The sequence below is a fragment of the Streptomyces sp. NPDC088354 genome, from assembly GCF_044753585.1.
In the GTDB taxonomy this organism is placed as follows: Bacteria; Actinomycetota; Actinomycetes; order Streptomycetales; family Streptomycetaceae; genus Actinacidiphila.
On sequence record NZ_JBIVNJ010000020.1, the window covers coordinates 1 to 22117 of the forward strand.

Annotated in this window: 19 protein-coding genes; 9 read left to right on the top strand and 10 right to left on the bottom strand. The window is 73.8% G+C overall.

Features of this window, described 5'->3' with window-relative positions; all coding sequences use genetic code 11:
• Window positions 1-122 precede the first annotated feature (122 nt).
• From ACIP98_RS25730 to ACIP98_RS25760, 7 genes are all read right to left on the bottom strand, one after another.
• Entirely contained in the window at window positions 123-716 is a 594-nt protein-coding gene (locus tag ACIP98_RS25730) for a lytic polysaccharide monooxygenase (protein ID WP_401978124.1), read from the bottom strand.
• A gap of 255 nt (window positions 717-971) precedes the next feature.
• Entirely contained in the window at window positions 972-1994 is a 1023-nt protein-coding gene (locus ACIP98_RS25735; protein ID WP_319660639.1) for a GNAT family N-acetyltransferase, read from the bottom strand.
• A 52-nt stretch (window positions 1995-2046) separates the two neighbouring features.
• On the bottom strand, window positions 2047-2679 hold the full coding sequence (locus tag ACIP98_RS25740) for a uridine kinase (protein ID WP_319660640.1): 633 nt from the start codon (window positions 2677-2679) through the stop codon (window positions 2047-2049).
• 85 nt (window positions 2680-2764) lie between these two features.
• On the bottom strand, window positions 2765-4204 hold the full coding sequence (gene gndA / locus ACIP98_RS25745; protein ID WP_319660641.1) for an NADP-dependent phosphogluconate dehydrogenase: 1440 nt from the start codon (window positions 4202-4204) through the stop codon (window positions 2765-2767).
• Window positions 4205-4302: 98 nt separating this feature from the next.
• Window positions 4303-4926 carry an SRPBCC family protein gene (locus ACIP98_RS25750; protein ID WP_319660642.1) on the bottom strand — a complete coding sequence of 208 codons (624 nt, stop codon included), beginning with the start codon at window positions 4924-4926 and terminating at the stop codon, window positions 4303-4305.
• A 138-nt stretch (window positions 4927-5064) separates the two neighbouring features.
• On the bottom strand, window positions 5065-7203 hold the full coding sequence (locus ACIP98_RS25755) for a SpoIIE family protein phosphatase (RefSeq protein ID WP_319660643.1): 2139 nt from the start codon (window positions 7201-7203) through the stop codon (window positions 5065-5067).
• Window positions 7204-7390: 187 nt separating this feature from the next.
• On the bottom strand, window positions 7391-7924 hold the full coding sequence (locus ACIP98_RS25760; RefSeq protein ID WP_319660644.1) for a winged helix-turn-helix domain-containing protein: 534 nt from the start codon (window positions 7922-7924) through the stop codon (window positions 7391-7393).
• Window positions 7925-8505: 581 nt separating this feature from the next.
• On the opposite strand from ACIP98_RS25760, the gene ACIP98_RS25765 reads away from it, so the two are divergent.
• The gene (locus tag ACIP98_RS25765) at window positions 8506-10605 is read left to right on the top strand and encodes an FUSC family protein (RefSeq protein ID WP_319660645.1); all 2100 of its coding nucleotides are present in this window, start codon (window positions 8506-8508) and stop codon (window positions 10603-10605) included.
• Window positions 10606-11263: 658 nt separating this feature from the next.
• On the opposite strand, the gene ACIP98_RS25770 is transcribed toward ACIP98_RS25765, so the two are convergent.
• Window positions 11264-12487, bottom strand: a complete 1224-nt coding sequence (locus tag ACIP98_RS25770) for an acyl-CoA dehydrogenase family protein (protein WP_401978126.1) — start codon at window positions 12485-12487, stop codon at window positions 11264-11266.
• A gap of 125 nt (window positions 12488-12612) precedes the next feature.
• Here ACIP98_RS25770 and ACIP98_RS25775 point away from each other — a divergent pair, with 125 nt between their 5' ends.
• Window positions 12613-13263 (top strand): TetR family transcriptional regulator, encoded by a 651-nt coding sequence (locus ACIP98_RS25775; RefSeq protein ID WP_319660647.1) that lies wholly within the window; start codon window positions 12613-12615, stop codon window positions 13261-13263.
• Window positions 13264-13277: 14 nt separating this feature from the next.
• Here the strand turns inward: ACIP98_RS25775 and def are convergent, their stop codons facing one another.
• Window positions 13278-13823 (bottom strand): peptide deformylase, encoded by a 546-nt coding sequence (def, locus tag ACIP98_RS25780; protein WP_401978127.1) that lies wholly within the window; start codon window positions 13821-13823, stop codon window positions 13278-13280.
• 163 nt (window positions 13824-13986) lie between these two features.
• On the opposite strand from def, the gene ACIP98_RS25785 reads away from it, so the two are divergent.
• The 6 genes from ACIP98_RS25785 to ACIP98_RS25810 all read left to right on the top strand — a co-directional run bounded on the left by ACIP98_RS25785 (window position 13987) and on the right by ACIP98_RS25810 (window position 19586).
• Window positions 13987-15225, top strand: coding sequence for a MurT ligase domain-containing protein (locus ACIP98_RS25785; protein WP_319660649.1), 1239 nt, complete (start codon window positions 13987-13989; stop codon window positions 15223-15225).
• A gap of 31 nt (window positions 15226-15256) precedes the next feature.
• The gene (locus tag ACIP98_RS25790; RefSeq protein ID WP_319660650.1) at window positions 15257-15985 is read left to right on the top strand and encodes a glutamine amidotransferase; all 729 of its coding nucleotides are present in this window, start codon (window positions 15257-15259) and stop codon (window positions 15983-15985) included.
• A gap of 167 nt (window positions 15986-16152) precedes the next feature.
• Entirely contained in the window at window positions 16153-17178 is a 1026-nt protein-coding gene (locus ACIP98_RS25795) for a 6-phosphofructokinase (RefSeq protein ID WP_319660651.1), read from the top strand.
• Between the two features lie 141 nt (window positions 17179-17319).
• The gene (locus tag ACIP98_RS25800) at window positions 17320-18273 is read left to right on the top strand and encodes a cytochrome c oxidase assembly protein (protein ID WP_319660652.1); all 954 of its coding nucleotides are present in this window, start codon (window positions 17320-17322) and stop codon (window positions 18271-18273) included.
• A 32-nt stretch (window positions 18274-18305) separates the two neighbouring features.
• Window positions 18306-19352, top strand: coding sequence for a hypothetical protein (locus ACIP98_RS25805; RefSeq protein WP_319660653.1), 1047 nt, complete (start codon window positions 18306-18308; stop codon window positions 19350-19352).
• A 72-nt stretch (window positions 19353-19424) separates the two neighbouring features.
• The gene (locus ACIP98_RS25810) at window positions 19425-19586 is read left to right on the top strand and encodes a hypothetical protein (RefSeq protein ID WP_319660654.1); all 162 of its coding nucleotides are present in this window, start codon (window positions 19425-19427) and stop codon (window positions 19584-19586) included.
• A 211-nt stretch (window positions 19587-19797) separates the two neighbouring features.
• Here ACIP98_RS25810 and ACIP98_RS25815 read toward each other — a convergent pair whose 3' ends face one another.
• Window positions 19798-20502 carry a TetR/AcrR family transcriptional regulator C-terminal domain-containing protein gene (locus ACIP98_RS25815; RefSeq protein ID WP_319660655.1) on the bottom strand — a complete coding sequence of 235 codons (705 nt, stop codon included), beginning with the start codon at window positions 20500-20502 and terminating at the stop codon, window positions 19798-19800.
• Between the two features lie 126 nt (window positions 20503-20628).
• Between ACIP98_RS25815 and ACIP98_RS25820 the strand changes: the two genes are divergently transcribed.
• Window positions 20629-22092, top strand: coding sequence for an MFS transporter (locus ACIP98_RS25820; protein ID WP_401978130.1), 1464 nt, complete (start codon window positions 20629-20631; stop codon window positions 22090-22092).
• The last annotated feature ends 25 nt before the right edge of the window (window positions 22093-22117 follow it).

The following is a 22117-nucleotide window of genomic DNA, read 5'->3' on the forward strand; positions in this document are numbered from 1 at the left end:
CCCCCCCCCCCCCCCCCCCCCCCCCCCCCCCCCCCCCCCCCCCCCCCCCCCCCCCCCCCCCCCCCCCCCCCCCCCCCCCCCCCCCCCCCCCCCCCGCGACCGGGGGGATCAGGACCGGGGGATCAGAACTGCACGTCGGAGCAGGCGTAGAAGGCGTTGCCCGTGTCCGCGATGGTCCACACCGCGAGCACGATGTGGCGCCCGGTGCGGCCGGTCGGGATCGTGCCCTGGTGGGTGACGGTCGCCGGGGGGCGGGCCCCGTTGTAGTCGACCGTCAGGAAGGGCGTCAGCGTGAGCGCGGAGCGGGTCAGCGGCCGGCTCGGGTCGAAGCCCTGCTTGGTGATGTAGTACTTGAAGTCGGCGGTCGCGTGCGAGGCGGTGAACTGCCAGCGGAAGCTGTAGTTCTGGCCGCCCGTCACCTTGGTGGTGGGCCAGCCGGTCCCGCCGCGAGGGTCGTCCAGCTGGGCGAACCGGCTGTTGCCGCCCGCGCAGATGGTGCCGTCGGAGGGCCCGCCGGACGGGAAGCCCTTGGGGCCCTCGACGCTCTGCGGTTCCCACTGGATGTCACCGCAGTTGGGCACCGCGCCGTTGGCGCAGAGCTTCTGACGGCTGATCGGGGCGTCCGTGTAGCCGTGGCTGTAGGCACTGCCGGTGGCCAGGACGGACAGCCCGGCGAGGGCGAGGCCGACGACGGCCGCACCGAGTTTTCTGGGCATGCTTCGCTCCTCGGAGAACGTGGGGGAGTTCTGAGAGCAGTTGCGGAGCCTGCAGGACCGGCTTGGTCTGGACCAATAGTGAAGCTACTCCGACGAGTTGGTCATGTCTAGACCAAGAAAAGGAGAAGCCCCGGCCAGGACGGGGGGATCTGGCCGGGGCAGTCATGGAGGCGCGCAGCGGAAACGATTCTCTTCGCCGCGCGATCCAACGATAGTTTAACAGTCAAGGAGAGGTGATTCGAACCGCCAAACTCCTCAGCGCTGTGGGGTCGCCCACATTCGCGGGTCGAGCACTCGCTGCAGCCGGTACGCCACGGGGCGGAACCCCACCGCCGGCCAATTCCCCGCGGACACCGGCGATCCGGCGGCCCAGCTCGCCGTGATGTGCCGGTACCCGTGGTCGTACGCCCAGGCGAGCGCGGTCGCCAGCAGCACCCGGCTGATCCCCTCCCCGCGGGCGACGTGCGTCACGTACGCCTCGACCAGCTCGACACAGCCCTCCGGCACCACCGGGCCCGGCTCGGCGGGGACCAGCACGACCATGCCGATCTCCTCGCCGCGCCGCAGCGCGACCCACGCCCCGCTGCGCGCATCGGCCAAGGCGCCCGCGTAGTGCGTGCGCAGTGTGGCGAGCGCCGGCTCGGGCTGCGGGCGGAAGACCGCGGAACCACGGTCGGCGCGGGCCGCCTCGACCGCCATCCGCCCGATCCGCTCCAGGTCCCCCGGGCCCGCCCGGCGTACCGACAGGGCGTCCACACCCCGCGGCTGACGGCCCTTGGGCCGCACCGCCATCAGTCCGCGCACCCGCTCCAGCCCGAAACCGCAGCGGAACCAGGCGAGCGCGGCCTCGTCGTCGGCCGGCAGGTCCACGTAGTGCACATAGCGGCGGTCCGCGACCAGCCGCTGCGCCACCGTCGCGTACAGCCCGCGCAGCACGTCGTCCCGCAGTCCCTCACGGCCGCCGCGCAGGGCGTGCCCGCCGTACCCCACCAGCGCCGAGCGCGGGTGGGCGCGCAGCGCCGCACGGTCGTCGTCCGCGAGGTCCAGCGCGGTCGCCGCGAGGTAGCCGGTCATGGCGCCGTCGCCGGCGCGCGAGGCGACCGCCTCCGCGCGCGGCCCGGCGAGGATCTTCCCGAGCAGTTCCTCGCCGCCCGGCGAGACCGCGGCCCGTCCCGGCTGGAGCGGCAGCCCTCTTCGTACCTTCCCGTACCAGCGGTCCAGCAGTGCGGCGGCCTCGGGGACGTGCTCGGTGGTCAGCGGAGCTATGGCGACAGTCATGGTGCTCCGGGACGCTAACGGTCGCCGTGGGGCGGCGGCAAGCGGCGCCCGGTCAGCCCGTCCAGGCCGGATGCCGGGGGTCGTCGGTATGGACGAGGATGTCCGCGGTCTCCCCCGGCGCCGCCTCCCGCTCGTACCGCTCGTAGGCCGGGAGCGTCCAGTGCTCCTCCTGCGGGGTCCGGCGGGCCAGCGCCGCCCGCGACATCCGCAGGTGCACGCTCAGGTCGAACGGGAACCCGTACCCCTGCAGCAGCGCGCCCTCCAGGAGCAGCACGCCGCCGGGCGGCAGTTCCTCGTACGCCGCGCGGGTCGCTCGGTCCGTCTCGGGGTTCCAGCGGGAGGGCAGCACCCGCCCGCTGCCGCCGGGCGCGAGCGGGTCGAACACCTCGCGCCACAGCGCGCCGGTGTCGAGCCAGCGGTCGTAGTAGGCGTCCGGGTCCCGCCGCCCCAGCTCGAGACGCTGCGACGCGGGCCGCCAGTACGTCCGCGCGCCGACCCGCAGCACCGGCCGCCCGCGCAGCCGCAGGGCGTCCGCGAGGGCCTCCGCCAGCGCCTCGGGGTGCGCCGCGGGGGCTCCGTCGACGGCCACGCGCGGGCGCTCTCCCCCGTCCTGCGGGGTCAGTTCCACCACGCGGTCGGCCACCGCTTCGGTCAGCCGTTCCCAGCTCACGGGGGTCAGTCGCACGCCCCTATTGTGCCGGGCCCGCCGGGGCCCCCCCCCCCCCCGGGGGGGGGGGGGGGGGCGGCCCCCGGGGGGGCCCCGCGGCGACTCAGCCGGCGGAGATCTCCGAACGGTCGCCGCCCCACAGCGTGTGGAACGCGCCCGGCTTGTCGACGCGCCCGTAGGTGTGCGCCCCGAAGAAGTCCCGCAGTCCCTGGACGAGCGCGGCGGGCAGCCGCTCGGCACGCAGCGCGTCGTAGTACGCGAGCGCGGCGGAGAACCCGGGCGCGGGGACGCCCAGTTGGGCGGCCGTGGTGACGACGCGGCGCCAGGCGTCCTGCGCGGCGCCGAGCGCGTCGGCGAAGTGCGAGTCCGTCAGCAGGGTGGCGCGGCCGGGATCGGTGTCGTACGCCTCCTTGATGCGGTTGAGGAAGCGGGCCCGGATGATGCAGCCGCCACGCCAGATGGTGGCCATGGCGCCCGGGTCGACCTGCCAGCCGAACTCCGCGCTGCCGGCCTGGATGAGGTTGAAGCCCTGGGCGTAGGCGACGATCTTCGAGGCGTACAGCGCCTCCTCGACGTCGTCGGCGAAGCGGTCGCTCGCCGCGCTGTCGAGCCAGGTCTCGCCGGGCCCGGGCAGTCCTTGGCTCGCCTCGCGCAGTTCGGTGCTGCCGGACAGCGAGCGCGCGAACACCGCCTCGGCGATGCCGGAGACCGGGATACCGAAGTCGAGCGCGTTCTGCACGGTCCAGCGGCCGGTGCCCTTCTGCTCGGCGCGGTCGAGGACCACGTCGACGAACGGCTTGCCGGTCTCGGCGTCGGTGTGCGCCAGCACCTCGGCGGTGATCTCCACGAGGTACGACTCCAGGCGCCCGGAGTTCCACGTCCGGAAGATCTCCGCGATCTCGCCCGGGCGCTTGCCCGCGGCGTGCCGCAGCAGGTCGTACGCCTCGGCGATGAGCTGCATGTCGGCGTACTCGATGCCGTTGTGCACCATCTTCACGAAGTGCCCGGCGCCGTCGGGGCCCACGTGCGTGCAGCACGGGACGCCGTCGACCTTGGCGGCGATGTCCTCCAGGATCGGGCCCAGGGACTCGTACGACTCGGCCGAGCCGCCCGGCATGATCGAGGGGCCGTTGAGGGCGCCCTCCTCACCGCCGGAGATGCCGGTGCCGACGAAGTGCAGGCCCTGCTCGCGCAGTGCCTTCTCCCGTCGCCGGGTGTCGCGGTAGTCGGCGTTGCCGCCGTCGACGACCATATCGCCCGGTTCGAGCAGCGGCACCAGCTCGTCGATCACGGCGTCGGTGGGGGCACCGGCCTTGACCATGATGATGATGCGCCGGGGGCGCTCGAGGGAGTCGACGAACTCCTTGAGGGTCTCCGCGGGGTGGAATTCGCCCTCGCCGCCGAACTCCTCGACCAGGGACCGCGTCCTTGCCGGGGTGCGGTTGTGCAGGGCCACCGGGTGACCGTGCCGCGCGAGGTTCCTGGCCAGGTTGCGGCCCATGACCGCCAGTCCGGTGACGCCGATGCGGGCCTGCTCCGCCATCTGCGGGTCCTCTCTGTTCAGTCCTGCGGGGGTGGGGCACCTACGGCGTCCAGCCTGTCAGCGAAGTAACCCGATCGAGGTAACTTCAGGCGGATCCGTCAGGTGCCCGTGCCTATGCGGTCCTGACCTGCTACGCGCGGGAGCGCGGGACGCAGGGCGGCCGCCGGGAGCATCGCCGCGGCGGCCGGTGCGCGTGGGGCGCCGGCACGAACCTGCCCGGCCGGCGGGGGCGGCTGCGGGGGCGCCACCATGGGGCTGCCGAGCGCCTCGCGGAACCGGCGGGCGTCCTCGGGGAGGTCGCGGCGCCAGGCCCAGCCGAGAAAAGGGGCCAGTAGCAGCATGCCCCCGCCGAGCGTACTGGTGACGCTGAGTTGTACGAACGAGCCCTGTGCGTGGGGCAGCATACGGAAGGCGTACTCGGGGACCTGGGTGCCCAGCGGGCTCCACATCCGCCGTCCCCGATAGGTGATCCTGCGGCAGGGCTGGTAGACCGAGCAGACCAGCCGGTGTTCGCGGTGGCGGCCGGGATAGTGGTAGCGGTACACGGCCCGCTCCCCCGGTGTCACGCACTCCGTCGAGACGGCGGCCACGCCCGAGCTCCACACCTGGAGGTTGCGGGCGTCGGCCAGGAAGTCGAAGACCTCTTCCACGGTTCGGGTGACGATCACGCTTGTAGACACCGTCGGCATCGCAGACCTCCCCGGTGCCGGCGCGGCCAGCATGTGAGCAGTTCCCTCTTGGCTCCTCACCGACAGCGTGCGGGGGAAAAGGCGGCGTGTCGTGGCGGGTGAGCCGTACGGGTGAATCCGAGGCCCGTGACCGGCCGAAACGCACCCCGGGGAGGACGCGGCCGCGTGCTTTCAGCCGGCCGGGGTACCGGGGGCCGGCGCGCAGGCCCCCGGGGCGTGGAACTCGCACCACACCGACTTGCCGGAACCGTGCGGTTCCACCCCCCAGGCGTCGGCGAGCCCGTCCACCAGCAGCAGCCCGCGGCCGGACGGCTCGCCGTCGCCGGGACGGCGGCGGCGCGGCCAGTCGGCGGCCAGGTCGTGCACCTCCACCCGCAGCCGCCGGGCGGGGCCCGCGCCGTCGTGTGCCGGGGCGGGGGCCGGATCGGGGAGCAGGCGCAGGGTGAGCACGGCGCCGCCGTCGGTGTGCACCAGCGCGTTGGTGATCAGTTCGTCGGCGGCGAGCGCGGCCTCGTCGGCCCGGTCGGGCATGCCCCAGTCCGTCATGGCGTCCCGGACCATGGCGCGGGCCCCGGCCAGCCCCCGCGGGTCCCCGGGGGCGACGTGCCGGTGCCGCCGGCGGGCCGGGGCCGGCTCGGCGTCACCGTCGCGGCGCAGCAGGAGCAGCGCCATGTCGTCCTCGGTACCCGGCTCGCCCATGACGGTGGTCAGGTGGTCGGCGAGGTTCTGCAGGCCGCAGGGGCCGTCGCGCAGCGCCCCCGCCAGCAGGCGCACGCCGTCGTCGAGGTCGGCGCCGGGCCGCTCGACCAGTCCGTCGGTGAACATCAGAAACGTTTCGCCCGGGGCGAGTTCGGCCCGGGTCACCGGGTACTCGGCCGGGCCGAACTGTGCGGACAGCCCGAGGGGGAGCCCGCCGACGGTGGGCAGCACGCGGACGGTGCCGTCGGCCTGCCGCACGAGCGGGTCGATGTGCCCGGCGCGGACCACGAGGGTGGCGCCGGTGGCGGGGTCGGCCTCGGCGTACAGGCAGGTGGCGAAGCGGTCGGTGTCCAGTTCGTGCAGGAAGGCGGAGGCACGGGCCATGACGGTGGCCGGCGGGTGGCCCTCGGCGGCGTAGGCGCGCAGTGCTATCCGCAACTGCCCCATGACGGCGGCCGCGTGGGTGTCGTGTCCCTGGACGTCGCCGATGACGACGGCGACCCGGCCCCCGGGGACCGCCACGACGTCGTACCAGTCGCCGCCGATGTCCCGGGCCAGTCGCGCCGAGCGGTAGCGCACCGCTATCCCGGCGCCCGGGACGTCCGGGATCGTACGGGGCAGCATCGCGGTCTGCAGGCCCTGCGCGATGTCGTGCTCCTGGTCGAACAGGATGGCCCGCTGCAGGCTCTGGGCGATGCTGCCGCCGAGCGCGATGAGCAGGTCGCGCTCCTGCGGGGAGAACGTCGTCTTGTGCCGGTAGAGCAGACCCAGCGCGCCGATCGGCTTGCCCTGCGCGACGAGCGGCAGATAGGCCGCGGCCGAGGCGCCCAGCGGCTCGATGTGCGGCCACAACGTCGGGTAGCGGCGGGCGAATTCCTCGGGCGAGGTGATGAAGCGCGGGGTGAGCGTGCGGACCACCTCGCTCATCGGGTAGTCGTCGTCGATGCGGGTGAACTGGAGCTCCGGGACCCAGCTGGTCTCCTTGGCGTCGCTCACCACGTGCACCCGGCCGCCCTCGACCTGGCCGAGGAAGAGGCTGGCGATGCCGAGCCGGTCCATCCTGCGGTTGCCGGTCAGGGCGGCGGTCACATCGCGGACGGTCACGGCACGGGCCAGGGACGCGGTCACCTCGACGACGAGGTTGCTCTCGGTGGACCGGTCCTCCTCGCGCAGACAGGCGGCGGCCTGGGCGAGTTCGTCCGTGGCGTCGATGGCGATGCCGATCACGCGGCAGGCCCGGCCGTCGCCGTCGCGCACCACGCGGCCGCGCAGGCGGACCCATCCGAAGCGCCCGTCACGGCGGGTGAGCCGGCTGTAGGCGCCCCAGGACGCGTGGCCCTCGGCGAGCGCCTGCTTGATCGTGCGGCCGACGGCGGCGGCGTCGTCGGGCGTGAGCCGGGAGAGCATGGCGAGCGGGTCGCCGTCGAACTCGTCGGGGCGCACGTCGAGCACGCGCAGCGCCTCGGCGTCCAGGTGCACGCGGTCGCGGTCGAGGTCCCAGTCGAAACCGCCCACGCCGTTGAGCGCCATGTGCGTGGCGGCGGAGGCCGGCCAGCCGGCCGGCACGGGTATCCCGGATGCCGGGGGCGCCCACTCCCGAGACTCAGCCATCACGCCCTCCGGACCTGCCTCCGTCGCGCCGGGCCGCGCCGGAAATGGGGACAGCGTACCCATAGTCCGGTGGGGGGACGTGCCACCGGCGTTACGTGTGGGAAAAGTGGACGCCGCCGGGGCCACGGAAGCTCCCCGGCGGCGTCGCGAGGCCGTCGCGGGACCGGCCCGCACGGCTCACGGAGCGTCAGCCCGTCGCGGGCGGTGCGTACTTGTAGCCGACCCGCCGCACGGTGACGATGCTGCCGCGGTGCTCGGGCCCGAGCTTGCGGCGCAGCCGGGCGACGTGGACGTCCACGGTGCGGCCGTCACCCACGTGGCCGTACCCCCAGACCGTGGTGACCAGCTGGTCCCGGGTGTGCACCCGGTGCGGGTGGGCGACGAGGTGGGCGAGCAGCTCGAACTCCAGGTACGTGAGGTCGAGGGTGCGGCCGCGCACCTGGGCGACACGCCGTTCGGCGTCGACGCGCACCAGCGGCGGCGGGACGGGCGCGGCGGGCGGCTCCGGCGCGGGAGCCACCTGCTCGGCGGGGACGAGGACGAGGTAGCCGACCATCGGGGGCTGCCCGGCCAGTTCGGGGATCACATGCCCCGGAGCGGGCAGCCAGGTGGCACCGGGCGGCAGGAAGTCGGGAACGGGCGGCGGGACCTCGCCGGGACGCACGGCGCGCAGGCGCTGGCGGCCCGAGGCGGGCACGGGGAGGGACGGGGTGAGCGACATGGGGTCTCGGTTCTTTCGCGCGAGGGAGTCGTGGACGACGTCTTGCGCGGGACGACCGGGACACCGACAGCGGGCGGCAGCCGTGAATCGGGGGCGTCAGCTGTGGGCCGGGGTCCGCGCGGGAACCGCGCGACAACACTCCCGGTCGAACTGGTACTCCTGCCGAGACGGCCAGAACGGCTCGAGGTCGCTGCGACCTGTCGCGGTGTCAGTGAGGCTGGCCATGGAAACCATTGAACCACGGGCCCTGCCCGCCGCGAACGCGAATACCCGGCGACCCCGGGCGTTCGGCCCTTTCGTCACAGCGGCTGCGGTTCCGGCTGAGGTTCGGGCGCGGGATCGGGGTCCGGCCGCGACGGCGGCTCGGGCAGCGGGTCCGGTGCGGGACCGGGCACCGGATGCGGCGAGGGCGGCACCGGATCGGGCGGGAAGGGCGGCACGGGGTTCGGGGACGGCACAGGAGGCACGGTCGCGCGGGGTGCGCGGGCAACGGCGGTCATGGCGGGATGTCCTCCTCGGGGCTCGCCGGAACGGATCTTGCGCTGCGCTTACCCGACGCTCCGGGTCCTATCCTCTGGATCATGAGCTGGTTGCGCGCGGTGGGCAGCGCCGCCCGTGCGGGGCTGCGGCTGGAGCCCGCCAAGCTGGAGCCGCTGATCGCCCTGCGCGGCGCCGCGGGCGTCGCCGTCGTGGTCGGCGTGACGCTGTGGCTGGCCTCCCCGGTGTTCGCCGCGGCGTCCGCCTTCGGGGCCTTCGCCTCCGGCATGGCGACCTTCCAGCGCAGCTGGCGCCCGCGGCCGCTGCTGGCCCTGGTGACCGGGACCGGGCTGGCGGTGAGCACCTTCCTGGGCTACCTCGCGGGCGCCCACTGGGCCCTGTTCGTGGTGCTGATCGCGGTCTGGGCGTTCCTGGCGGGCACCGCGTGGGCGCTGGGCCCGACGGCGGGCCTGGTGTCGTCGCTGACGGTCGCGGTGATGCTGGTCGTGGTCACGCTGCCCACGTCGGTGGCGACGGCGCTGGGCCACGCGGCGGTGATCGCGGCCGGTGGAGCGGTGCAGGCCGCGCTGATCGTGCTCATCCCCCTGCGGCGCTGGGGGCCGCAGCGCGACGCCCTGGCCGATGCCTTCGCGGCGGAGGCGGACTACGCCCGCCGGCTGCGGCACGACCCCGTGGCGCCGTTCGATCCCGCGCCGCTGATGGCGGCGCGCAGCGCCGCCACCGTCACGCCCCGCCAGGCCCGCCGCCGGCCGGCGGCGCTGCGGGGCAAACGCGTACTGGCCGAGCGCATCCGCCCGGTGCTGGCCTCTCTGGCGGACCCTGCGGTCGGCGCGGCCGCAGAGGGGCCCGAGCGCGACCGGGCCCGGCAGCTGCTGGCGGCCGCCGCCGATGTGCTGGACGCGGTGGCGCGGGCGGTGCGCAAGGCCGAGCCGGTCCGCGTGCCGGCGGAGGCCGAGGCCGTCGTGCTCGTCGAGCCCGGACCCGAGGACCGGCTGACCGGGCCCGCCCGGCGCACCGGCCTACGGCTGATCGCGCTGCTCAGCGAGGCCGTGTCCTCCGCGGCCGGCCGCCAGGGCTCCGTCGGGGCCGACACCGCGCACCTGCGCCGTCCCACGCTGTGGGAGCTCGTGCCGCTGACCGCCCGCACGGTACGCCGGGAACTGCGGACGGACTCCCCGGTCCTCCGGCACGCGATCCGGCTCGCGGCGGTCACCCCGGCCGGCTACGCCCTGGGCGCCGCGCTGCCGCTCGGCCACGGCTACTGGGCACCGCTGACCTCGGTGATGGTGATGCGGCCGGACTTCTCGCAGACGTATGCGCGCGGTGTGGCGCGCTTCGTCGGCACGCTGGCGGGGGTGACCGTGGCGACCGCCGTCATGCAGGCCTTCTCCCCCGGGCCGTACCCGTGCGCGGCCCTGGCCCTGGTCGCGGTCGCCCTGCTGTACCTGCTGATGCGCACGGGCTACCTGGTCTCCCAGGTGGCCGTCTCCGCGTACGTGGTGTTCCTGCTGGGCATGGCCGGCGCCCAGTGGACGCAGACCGTGCCGGAGCGGGTCCTGCTGACCCTGCTCGGCGGGCTGCTGGCGATGATCGGGTACGCGGTCTTCCCCGCGTGGGAGACACCCCGGCTGCGGGACCGCCTCGCGGAGCGCATCGAGGCGACGGGGCGCTACGCGGCCGCGGCCCTCGACGCGCACGGCGCCCCGGGGACCGGCCGCCGCGAGGCCGTACGCTCCGCTCTGCTGGACGCGCGCTCCGCGGCCATGGCGTGGGACCAGGCCGTGGCCCGCGCGAACGCCGAGCCGGTCCGCGGCCGCGGGCTCTCCCGCCGCTCCGCGGACGCCGCCGACGCCGCGCTCTCGGCCCTGGGCCGCGTCCCGATGCTCATGGAGGCCCACATCCCCGCCCCTGACGCTCCCCCGGTGCCCGACGCCGTCCCCTTCGCCGCAGCACTGCGCGACGCCACGGCCCAGGGCGCCGCCGCGGTACGCACCCGGCGCCCACCGGACTTCTCCGGCGTCCGGACGACACTGGAGCGGTGGCCGCCGTCGGCGGACGACCGCGTGGTGCGCCGCAGCGCCGAACTGCTCGTCGAAACCCTCGACGACCTCGAAGCCGCGTTCCGCCCCCTCCCCCGCACCCGCCCCTCCCGCCGCCGCAGCGCCCCGTCCTGGGGCGCGTGACCCAGGCGAGGCGCGCGCCGGTACGCGGCACCCGCTTGCCGCTCACCACCCTCGCGGGGCCAAGGAGAACGACGCGGTGCCGCGACCCCGCACCCCACCTGACGACCGCGCGCAGCGCCACCACCCCGTCAGCCACCGGCGGCGGACAGCGTGCCACGGCTCGTCGGGGCCACAGCGACAGCACCGGCCTGCCGCTCACTGCCCACGAAGAGCGGAGGGGCGCAGCCGGAGCGCGCCACACGGCGACGCGATCACCGGCGCCGCGGCCGCTGACGACCGCGACCGTCAGCAACTCACGGCGCCGGCCGGGCGAACGCCCGTCGGCACCCCACCACCAATGCGCCGGCCTGCCCCCACCGCCCACACAGGACGGAGAAGAGCACCCGGAGCAGGCGACACGGTGCCGCGACCCCGCAACGGCACGCCGGCGCCCACCGCGAGGACGCCCCGCCAGGTCCGCCGCCGTACCCAGCGGCAGCCGCGCGACGGCCGACCAGGCCGGTCCCGCCGGGTTCAGACCGGCGGCGAGGCGCGGGAGACGCGGGTGTCGGCCGGCGGCCGGCTCCCCGGCGTCCCCCGCATCGGGCGGAACGCACGCGCAGCGGGGGCGGGGGCGGCACCGTGCCGCACCGCCGGAACACCGCCGCGGAACGGCTCCTCAGCGGATGGTCACGCCCGAGAGCGTGCGGGCGATGACGAGGCGCTGGATCTCGCTGGTGCCCTCGAAGATCGTGTAAATGGCCGCATCCCGGTGCATGCGCTCGACCGGGTACTCGCGGGTGTAGCCGTTGCCGCCGAGGATCTGGATGGCCTGGGCCGTGACCTTCTTGGCCGTCTCGCTCGCGAAGAGCTTGGACATCGAGCCTTCGGCCGACGTGAAGGGCTTGCCGGCGACCGCCATCCAGGAGGCGCGCCACACCAGGAGGCGGGCGGCGTCGATCTGCGTGCGCATGTCGGCGAGTTGGAAGGCGACGCCCTGGTTGTCGATGATCGGGCGGCCGAACTGGGTGCGGGTCGTGGCGTAGTCGAGGGCGACCTCGTACGCGGCACGGGCGGTGCCCACCGCCATCGCGCCGACGGCGGGCCGGGAGGCCTCGAACGTGGCCATGGCGGCGTTCTTGACGCGCTCGCCGCCCAGGGCGCGCTCCCGGGCCCTGGCGAGGCGCTCGTCGAGCCGTTGCTTTCCGCCGAGCAGGCAGTGTCCGGGGACGCGGACGCCGTCGAGGACGACCTCGGCGGTGTGGGAGGCGCGAATGCCGTGCTTCTTGAACTTCTGCCCCTGCGAGAGCCCGGGGGTGTTCGGCGGGACGATGAACGAGGCGTGGCCCCTGGACCCCAGCGCGGGGTCGACGACCGCGACCACGACGTGGACGTTGGCTATGCCGCCGTTCGTGGCCCAGGTCTTGGTGCCGTTGATGACCCACTCGTCCTTGGCCTCGTCGTACACCGCGGTGGTGCGCATGGCGCCGACGTCGGAGCCCGCGTCCGGTTCCGAGGAGCAGAACGCGGCCACCTTGACGTCGGCGGCGTCGCCGTACATCTGCGGGATCCAGGTGCCGATCTGCTCGTCGGTGCCGTTGGCGAGGACGCCGACCGCCGCGAGTCCGGTGCCGACGATGGACAGGCCGATACCGGCGTCGCCCCAAAAGAGTTCCTCCATGGCGATCGGGATGCCCAGACCGGTGGGGTCGAAGTACTGCTGGGCGTAGAAGTCCAGGGAGTACAGGCCGATCTTCGCGGCCTCCTGGATCACCGGCCAGGGGGTCTCCTCGCGCTCGTCCCACTCCGCCGCGGCCGGGCGCATGACGTCGGCGGCGAAGCCGTGGATCCAGTCACGCACCGATTTCTGGTCGTCGTCGAGCTCGAGCGTGAAGCCGCCCATGGTCCCCTCCACGTGCTGGTTACTTGCGGTAACGCCAGTCTGTTACCGGCCGGTAAGCGATGTCAACCGAACCTGGGGTGTTACGTTGCGCAGACGGGAGAAATCGAACGGGCGGGGAGGCTCGGGTGGGTACCAGCCAGCGGCAGGACCAGCGAACGGCGACCGCGGCGGAGGAACGCCGCAGGGAGCTGCTCGAGGCCGCGGACCGCGTCGTGCTGCGGGACGGCCCCGAGGCGTCCATGAACGCGATCGCCGCCGAGGCGGGCATCACCAAGCCCATTCTGTACCGGCACTTCGGCGACAAGAGCGGTCTTTACCGCGCCCTGGCCATCCGTCACACCGACGCGCTGCTCGCCAACCTGCGGGCCGCCCTGGACGCGCCGAACGAGCGCCGCGACCGGGTCGAGGCGACCCTCCACGCGTACCTCTCCGCGATCGAGGCCCGGCCCCAGGTCTACCGGTTCCTGATGCACCCGGCGGAGGACGCCGGCGAGGGCGAGCGCGGATTCGACGTGGGCCGGCACTCGGCCCCGGTGCTGCGCCGCATGGGCGAGGAACTGGCCCGTTTCATCGCCGAGCGGCTGGACCTGGGCCCCGACGGCCAGGAGGCGGCCCGGGTCTGGGGCCACGGCATCGTCGGCATGATGCACGCCGCAGGTGACTGGTGGCTCGGTGAACGCCCCTGCTCGCGGGACGTGCTGGTGCGGCACCTGGCCGATCTCCTGTGGGGCCGGCTGGCCGCGGTGGGCGACCGCCCCGGCGCCCCGCTGCTGTAGGGCCCGCCGACGTGTCAGCGGGTCACCGCCCACGGAGCTCGGCGGGCGGCGCGCAGTGTCCTGCGCCGGCGCAGGCCGGTGAGCCGGTCGGTGAAGACGCCGCCGTCCAAGTGGTCGCTCTCGTGCTGCAGGCAGCGCGCGAAGAATCCGGTGCCCTCCACGCGCAGCGGCCGGCCGTGCAGGTCGACGCCCTCGACGACGGTCTCGTCGTGGCGGGGCGTGGGCGCGTGCACGCCCGGAAGCGACAGACAGCCTTCGTGGCCGGTCACCGTGACCCCGCCCGCGTGCGTCACCCGCGGATTCACCACATGGCCGAGGTGGCGGATCTCCTCGTCGTCCGGGCAGTCCCAGACGAACACCCGCAGCGGGACGCCGACCTGGCTCGCGGCCAGGCCGACTCCGTCGTGCGCGTACATCGTGGCGAACAAGTCCTCGACGAGCGCGGCGAGTTCGGCGTCGAAAGCGGTCACCTCGCGGCAGGGCGCGGTGAGCTCCGGGTCTCCCAGCAGACGCATCGGACGGACGGTCCCGGAGCTGCCGGGGATGGTGACGTGTGGCATGCGGGCCAGGGTACGGGGGCGGCTCGTTTCAGCGCCGGTAGGGGAAGTGGATAGGCTGATCGGCGACCGATGCCTTCCGGCCGGTGCGACGGCCGGGGCACGCGCTCCGGCCGACCGCCGGGGAGGGCGACCGGGGCCGGACGCGAGGAGGATGGTGGAGACGATGGCAGGCAACGCGGAGCCACTGTCGCCGCGGGCCAAGCTGGCCGTGACGGCGGGCAAGGCCGCGGCGGCGGTGTCGCGGGCGGCGGGACGCGGCAGCGGATCGGTGATCGGCGGCCGGGTGGCGCTCAAACTCGACCCGGACCTGCTGGCCCGGTTGGCGACGCACCTCGACGTCGTGCTCGTTTCGGCCACCAATGGCAAGACCACCACCACCCGGCTGCTCGCAGAGGCGCTGCGTGCCCATGGTGAGGTCGTCTCCAACGCGCTCGGCGCCAACATGCCGGCCGGCATCACCTCGGCCCTGGCGGGCGGCTCCGAGGCCCGCTACGGCGTGATCGAGGTCGACGAGAAGTACCTGGCCGGTGTGGCACGGGACGTGCGTCCCAAGGCCATCGCCCTGCTGAACCTGTCGCGCGACCAGCTGGACCGGGCCGCCGAGACGCGCATGCTGGCCGAGAAGTGGCGCGAGGGACTGGCCGGCACCGACGCGATCATCATCGCCAACGCCGACGACCCCCTGATCACCTGGGCGGCCTCCTCCTGCCCGACCGTCGTGTGGGTCGCCGCCGGCCAGGAGTGGAAGGACGACGCCTGGTCCTGCCCGTCCTGCGGCGGTGTGCTGCAGCGCCCCTCCGAGGACTGGTTCTGCGGTGAGTGCGGCTTCCGGCGCCCGACCCCGACGTGGGCGCTCTCCGGCGACCACGTGATCGACCCGTACGGCTCCGCCTGGCCGATCCAGCTGCAGCTGCCCGGCCGCGCCAACAAGTCGAACGCCACCGTCTCCGCCGCCGCTGCCGCCGCCTTCGGCGTGGACCCCAAGGTCGCGCTGGAGCGGATGTACAAGGTCCAGGCGGTGGCCGGACGCTACGACGTGGTGCAGTTCCAGGGCCGCGACGTACGGCTGCTGCTGGCGAAGAACCCGGCCGGCTGGCTGGAGACCTTCTCGCTGATCGACAGGCCGCCCACGCCGGTGATCCTTTCGGTGAACGCCCGCGGCGCCGACGGCACCGACACGTCCTGGCTGTGGGACGTGGACTACACCCGGCTGGCCGGGCACCCGATCCGGGTGATCGGCGACCGTAAGCTGGACCTGGCGGTCCGCCTGGAGGTCGCCGGGCTGCAGTTCCAGGTGTGCGCGGACTTCGACGAGGCGGTGCGCACCTCGCCGCAGGGCCGGATCGAGGCCATCGCCAACTACACCGCGTTCCAGGACCTGCGCCGCCGCGTCGGCAACTGACCGAAGACCCGTTTCGACAGGAGAACACGCCATGAGCGACTCCAGCCTGCGCCTGGTGTGGGTCTACCCCGACCTGCTCAGCACCTACGGCGACCAGGGCAACGTGCTGGTCACCGAACGCCGTGCGCGCCAGCGCCGGGTCCCGGTCACCCGCATCGACGTACGGTCCGACCAGCCGATCCCGACCTCCGGTGACATCTACCTGATCGGCGGCGGCGAGGACCGGCCGCAGCGGCTGGCCGCCGAGCGGCTGCGCCGCGACGGCGGGCTGAACCGCGCGGTCGACAACGGTGCCATCGTCTTCTCGGTCTGCGCCGGTTACCAGATCCTCGGCCACGAGTTCGTCAACGACCTCGGCCGCCCCGAGCCCGGCCTCGGCCTGCTCGACGTGGTCAGCGTCCGCGGCGAGGGCGAGCGGTGCGTCGGCGACGTCCTGGCCGACATCGACCCGGCGCTCGGCCTGCCGCCGCTGACCGGTTTCGAGAACCACCAGGGCATCACGCAGGTGGGCAAGTACGCCCGCCCACTGGCCCGCACCCGGTTCGGCAACGGCAACGGGACCGGCGACGGCACCGAGGGCGCGTACAACGAGACCGTCTTCGGCACCTACATGCACGGACCGGTCATGGCCCGCAATCCGCAGATCGCGGACATGCTGATCAAGCTGGCGATGGACGTGAGGGCACTGCCGCCCGTGGACGACCAGTGGTACGAGGCGCTGCGCGCGGAGCGGATCGCCTCCGCCACGCAGCCTGCCTGAAGCAGCGGTACCGGGAGCGGGGCCCGGGCCGGGAGTGTCCGCAGTGCGGGCGGCGTTTCCGTCGTCCGCGCCCGGCTCGATAACGTAGGTGTTGCGGCGCGTGCGTCGCAGGTCCATCCGGACGACGGCGTCCGGCGCCCGGATCGATCTTCCAGGAGTAACGAGCAATGCGTATTGGTGTGCTGACGAGCGGCGGCGACTGCCCCGGCCTGAACGCCGTCATCCGGTCGGTCGTGCACCGCGCGGTCGTCGACCACGGGGACGAGGTCATAGGTTTCCACGACGGGTGGAAGGGCCTCCTCGAATGCGACTACCGCAAGCTCGACCTCGACGCGGTGGGCGGCATCCTGGCCCGCGGCGGCACGATCCTCGGTTCCTCCCGGGTCCGCCCCGAGCACCTGCGGGACGGTGTGGAACGGGCCAAGGGGCACGTCGCGGACCTGGGCCTCGACGCGATCATCCCGATCGGCGGTGAGGGCACCCTCAAGGCCGCCCGACTGCTGTCGGACAACGGGCTGCCGATCGTGGGCGTGCCCAAGACCATCGACAACGACATCGCCTCCACCGACGTCACCTTCGGCTTCGACACGGCCGTGACCGTCGCCACCGAGGCGCTGGACCGCCTCAAGACCACCGCCGAGTCGCACCAGCGCGTGCTGATCGTCGAGGTCATGGGGCGCCACACGGGCTGGATCGCGCTGCACTCCGGGATGGCGGCCGGCGCGCACGCGATCGTGGTGCCGGAGCGTCCCTTCGACATCGAGGAGCTGACCCGGCGGGTCGGCGAGCGCTTCTCGGCGGGCAAGAAGTTCGCCATCGTGGTGGTCTCGGAGGGCGCCAAGCCTCGCGAGGGCACCATGTCGTTCGAGGCCGGCGTCAAGGACGCCTACGGCCACGAGCGCTTCACCGGCATCGCCACCCGGCTCTCGGTGGAACTGGAGGAGCGGCTGGGCAAGGAGGCCCGTCCGGTGATCCTCGGCCACGTGCAGCGCGGTGGCACCCCGACCGCGTACGACCGCGTGCTCGCCACGCGCTTCGGCTGGCACGCCGTGGAGGCCGCGCACAACGACGACTTCGGCATGATGACGGCGCTGCGCGGCACCGACATCACGCTGGTCCCGCTGGCCGAGGCCGTCGAGCACCTCAAGACCGTGCCCGTCGAGCGCTACGTCGAGGCCGAGTGCGTGCTGTGACGCGCTGATCACCCTTCAGGAACCGCCCCCGGCCGCGAGCGCGACCGGGGGCGGTTCTAGTCTGGTGCGGGCGCACCCGCCCCAACCGGCACATTGCCGACGGCGCGGTGCGTGCGGACGGGCACGACAGGAGAGTGACGGATGGACCACGGCGGACACGGCATGATGACGGAGCTCCCGCCGTTCACTCTCGGCAGGGGACTCGCCTTCAGCGGGGACGCGTTCTTCCTCGTCGGCTGCCTGCTGGCGCTGGGCCTGTACGGCGCCGCCGTCGTACGCCTGCGCAGCCGCGGCGACCGCTGGCCGGTCGGACGCGTCGTCGCCTTCACCTGCGGTGTACTGTCCATCGGGTTGGCCATGTGCACCGCGCTGAACGACTACGGCATGGTCATGTTCAGCGTCCACATGGTGCAGCACATGGTCCTCTCGATGGTCGCCCCGATCCTGCTGCTGCTCGGCGCCCCGGTGACCCTGGCGCTGCGCGCTCTGCCCGCGGCCGCGCGCGGCCGCAAGGGACCGCGCGAGCTTCTGGTCGCGGTGCTGCACAGCCGCTACATGCAGGTGGTCACGCATCCGGCGTTCACCATCCCGCTGTTCATCGCGAGCCTGTACGGGCTCTACTTCACCCCGCTGTTCGACACCCTGATGGGCAGCCGGGCCGGGCACATCGCGATGATGGTGCACTTCCTCGCCGTCGGCCTGGTCTTCTTCTGGCCGATCATGGGTGTCGACCCCGGACCGCACCGGCCGGGGTACGTGATGCGGATGCTGGAACTGTTCGCGGGCATGCCCTTCCACGCGTTCTTCGGCATCGCGCTGATGATGGCCTCCGAGCCCATGATCCGCACCTTCCAGCACCCGTCGGCCTCCCTGGGGATCGACGCCCTCGACGACCAGACCGCCGCCGGCGGCATCGCCTGGGCGTTCAGCGAGATCCCCTCGGTCCTCGTGCTGGTGGCGCTGCTGATCCAGTGGTACACCTCGGAACAGCGGCACGCCCGCCGCAAGGACCGTGCGGCGGACCGCGACGGTGACGCGGAACTGGCCGCGTACAACGCCTACTTGGCATCCTTGGAGGCGCGGGGTCGCGGCTGACCGGGGCCGCCCGCCGCGAAGGGAGGCCCTCGATGGGCGACCAGGTACGGATATCGGGCGACGCGCTGCTCCTGCCGGGCGGTGTGACGGTGCGCTTCATGCGCACGCTGCGCCTGCCCGAGACGGGCACGCACCCGCTGCCACCAGGGCTCGGCACCTTCCCGTTGCGCCGCGTCGCGGACTTCCCCGACCGGGCGCCCGAGCAGTGGCTCGCGCGCGGCGGCGTCATGCTGCCGGTCTACCAGCGCGAGGCGATGTGGCTGAGCTTCTCGGCCGCCGCACCGGCCGCGCTGCAGGTGGGCGTCGGCAAGGTCTGCGCGGTGTCGGGCGCGCCGTGGAGCGACCGGCTCACGCAGAACCCGCAGAACTATGTGGTGCTGCCGCGCCAGCCGTGGCTGGACGGCATCAACTCCGGCTCCGGCACGATCCGGCAGTTCGTGGCCGTGCCGCTCGGCCTCGGCGCGACCGTCGAGGGCCAGGTCACCGGTGAGGAGGTCTGGGGCGGCGTGCAACTCCAGGTCTCCGAGCTCCGCGAGGATCGGCTGGCGGCCTGGCACGCGGAGCAGCGGCGCGGGGACGGCATGCCCCGGGCGGCCTTCGGCGGGTACGGCGGTCCCGCGGGCGCGATGCCGATGGCGCCGATGGCGGCCCCCGCCCCCGGTGCGGCGCCCTCCGGACGGACGCGCGGGCCGGCGCGGTCCGCCCCCGCGATGGGGCTGGGCGCCGGCGGGCGGATGCGGCAGGAGGTCTACCGCGACGACCGCAAGCCCTCCGACTGGCGGGACGAGCCGTCGGGCCGGATCTACGTCCATCTGACGACGGCTCCCGAGTGGCGCCGCATCACCGGCGAGGCACCGCCGCCGTCCCCGGTGAACCGGGCGGCGTACACGGCGGCCGGGCTCCCGTGGTTCGACTACTACGACGCCGACGCGGAGGACCTGGCGGCCCCCGACACCCTCACCCGGGTGAAGCCGGTCGGGGACTGGCTGGGCGAGGACGAGTCGCCCTGGGTGCCCCCGGTGCCGGGACAGGTGCAACAGCTCAAGGGTGACGGATCGGTCACGGACGGCGACTGGTAGCGCCCCGGGGCCCTGCGGGGCGACCATGGTGTCCGGGCCGCCGCCGTACGCCGCCCGGGGAGGAGGGCCTCGATGCCCGCACCTGCGAAGGCGATGATCGCGCTCACGGTGGCCTGCCTGGTCGCCGTGACCGCGTACACGGTGGCCCTCGGGCCGAACGGCTGGCTCTGGTTCGCCTGGGTCGTGCTCGGCCTCGCGACGATCGGCACGTTCGCGATCCGCACACCCCGCTGACCCCCCCTCGCCCAGGGGCTCCGGGGCGGTGGCCGACGGTGGCCGGCGCCCGCCGGTGAGCCCGCCGAAGTCGTCCCGGCTCACGACCCGGCCGCCCGCCCCGACCTGGAGGGGTCACCCGACGAGGCTTCGGCGCACTGCGCGATGCCCCGGCCGGCGACCGCGTCGTCCCGTCCCGCGGATCCACCGGGCCGCGACCGGGCGGCCGCGGTCAGCCCGTCGCGTGCCGGGCGAGGCCGGAGACGAGGAGGTCGAGGCCGAACTCGAAGCGCTCGTCGCCCTCGCTGCGGGTCAGCGCGTCGACCATGCCCGTGATGTGCGGGAACCGATCGGACGGCAGTGCGGCGAAGTACTCGCGGGCGCGGGCCACCTGCTCCTCCAGGCTCACCTCGGACGCGCCGAAGCCCTGCGCGCGCTGCGCGTCCTCCACGGCGGTCGCGGTGATGAAGAGCGCCAGGGCGTCCACCCCGTAGGAGCAGACCCGGTCGGACAGTCCGCCGGCCTTGAGGATCCCGAGCATGGCCTCGGCGTTGAGCAGGGCGTTGGGGCCGGAGGGGATGCCCTGGCCCAGGGCGGCCCGGGACAGGTCGCGGTGGGTGACGAGGACCCGGCGGCCTTCGCGGGCCATCTCCTTGACCTGCTCCTGCCACCGCTCGGGATCCGGCTCCGGGCGGGTCACATCGGTCTGGATACGGTCCAGGAGGAGCTCCAGCAGCTCCTCCTTGTTGGCGACGTGCGCGTAGAGCGAGGCGGCGCCGGTGTCCAGTTCCTGAGCGACGCGGCGCATGCTCAGCGCGTCCAGGCCCTCGGCGTCGACGATCCGCAGGGCGGCGGTGACGATCGCCTCCTGGCTGAGCGTGCGGCGGGTGGCCTTCTTGCGCTCGGGACGCCAGGGCGGGGCGGGGACCGATGTCACGGGCTGCGTACCTCCGGGAGCTGAACACGAACAGCGTACTTGACACGAACGGCGTTCGTCTTCTAGAACACTGTTCGTTCCGAACGAACACTGTTCGCCCCGTGCACCGAACCGGAGGCCCCTCCCGTGAGCACCGAAGCATCAGCGTCCCTCTCCCCGCCGACGCCTGCGGCCGCCCCCTCCGGCGGCCACCCCCTGCGCAAGCTCGGCCTCGCCGTGGTCCTGGCCGTCGAGATCATGGATCTGCTCGACGCCACGATCGTCGGCGTCGCCTCGCCCTCGATCCGCGCGGACTTCGGCGGCAGCTCCACACAGATCCAGTGGATCACCGCCGCCTACACCCTCACGTTCTCCGTACTGATGATCACCGGGGCGCGGCTGGGCGACATCGTCGGCCGCCGCCGGATGTTCCTGGTCGGACTCGCCGGGTTCACGGTCTGCTCCGCGCTGTGCGCGGCGGCGGGCTCGGCCGGGATGCTCATCGGCGGACGGGCCGCGCAGGGGGTGTTCGCCGCGATGATGGTCCCGCAGGGCCTCGGCATCCTGCGCCAGATGTTCCCTCCGCAGGAGCAGGGCGCGGCCTTCGGCGCCTTCGGACCGGTCATGGGACTGGCCGCGGTCGCCGGCCCGGTGCTCGGCGGCTTCCTCACCGACGCGGACCTGTTCGGCTCCGGCTGGCGCGCGGTCTTCCTGATCAACGTCCCGATCGGCGCCGTCGCCTTCGTCGCCGCGCTGCGCATCCTGCCCGAGGGCCGCGCGCCGCACGGGCCGCGGCTGGACCTGCCCGGGTCGGCGCTGGTCAGCCTCGGGGTGCTCCTGCTGGTGTATCCGCTGGTCCAGGGCCGCGACCTGGGCTGGCCTCTGTGGACCTACCTGTCGATGGCCGGCGCGGTCCCGGTCTTCTGGCTCTTCGTCCGCTACCAGCGGCGACTGGTGGCCCGCGGCGGATCACCGCTGGTCGAGCCGGGTCTGTTCCGGCACCGCGGCTTCAGCGCCGCGCTCGTCGTGGGCATCGTCTTCTTCGCCGCGATCAGCGGGCTGATGCTCGTGCTCACCCTGCACCTGCAGGTGGGCCTGGGATACAGCGCCCTGCACGCGGGCGCCTCGATGATCCCCTGGTCCCTCGGCACCGTGATCGGCGCCGTTCTCTCCGGAGCGGTGCTGGGACCGAAGTACGGCCGGCTCACCATCCAGGCGGGCTTCGCGCTGTCCGCCGTCGCGGTGGCCGCACTCGCCCTCACCGTGCACCTCGCGGGCCACGGGGCGACCACCTGGCAACTGCTGCCCGCACTGCTGCTGAACGGCTTCGCGATGGGCCTGGTCATGGCGCCGTTCTTCGACATCGCCCTCGCCGACGTCGAGGAGCACGAGAACGGATCGGCCTCCGGTGTCCTCAACGCCGTTCAGCAGCTGGGCGGTTCGGTCGGTGTCGCGGTGCTCGGCACGGCCTTCTTCTCGTACGCGGCCGACGGGGACACCGTGGACGCCGCCCAGTGGACGGCGCTCATGGCGGCGGCGGCCTTCGTCGTCGCCCTGGTGGCCACCTTCCTGATGCCCCGCCGCGCCAGGGAGGGCGCGACGGGGCACTGACCGGGCGACGCCGGGCGTTCGGGTG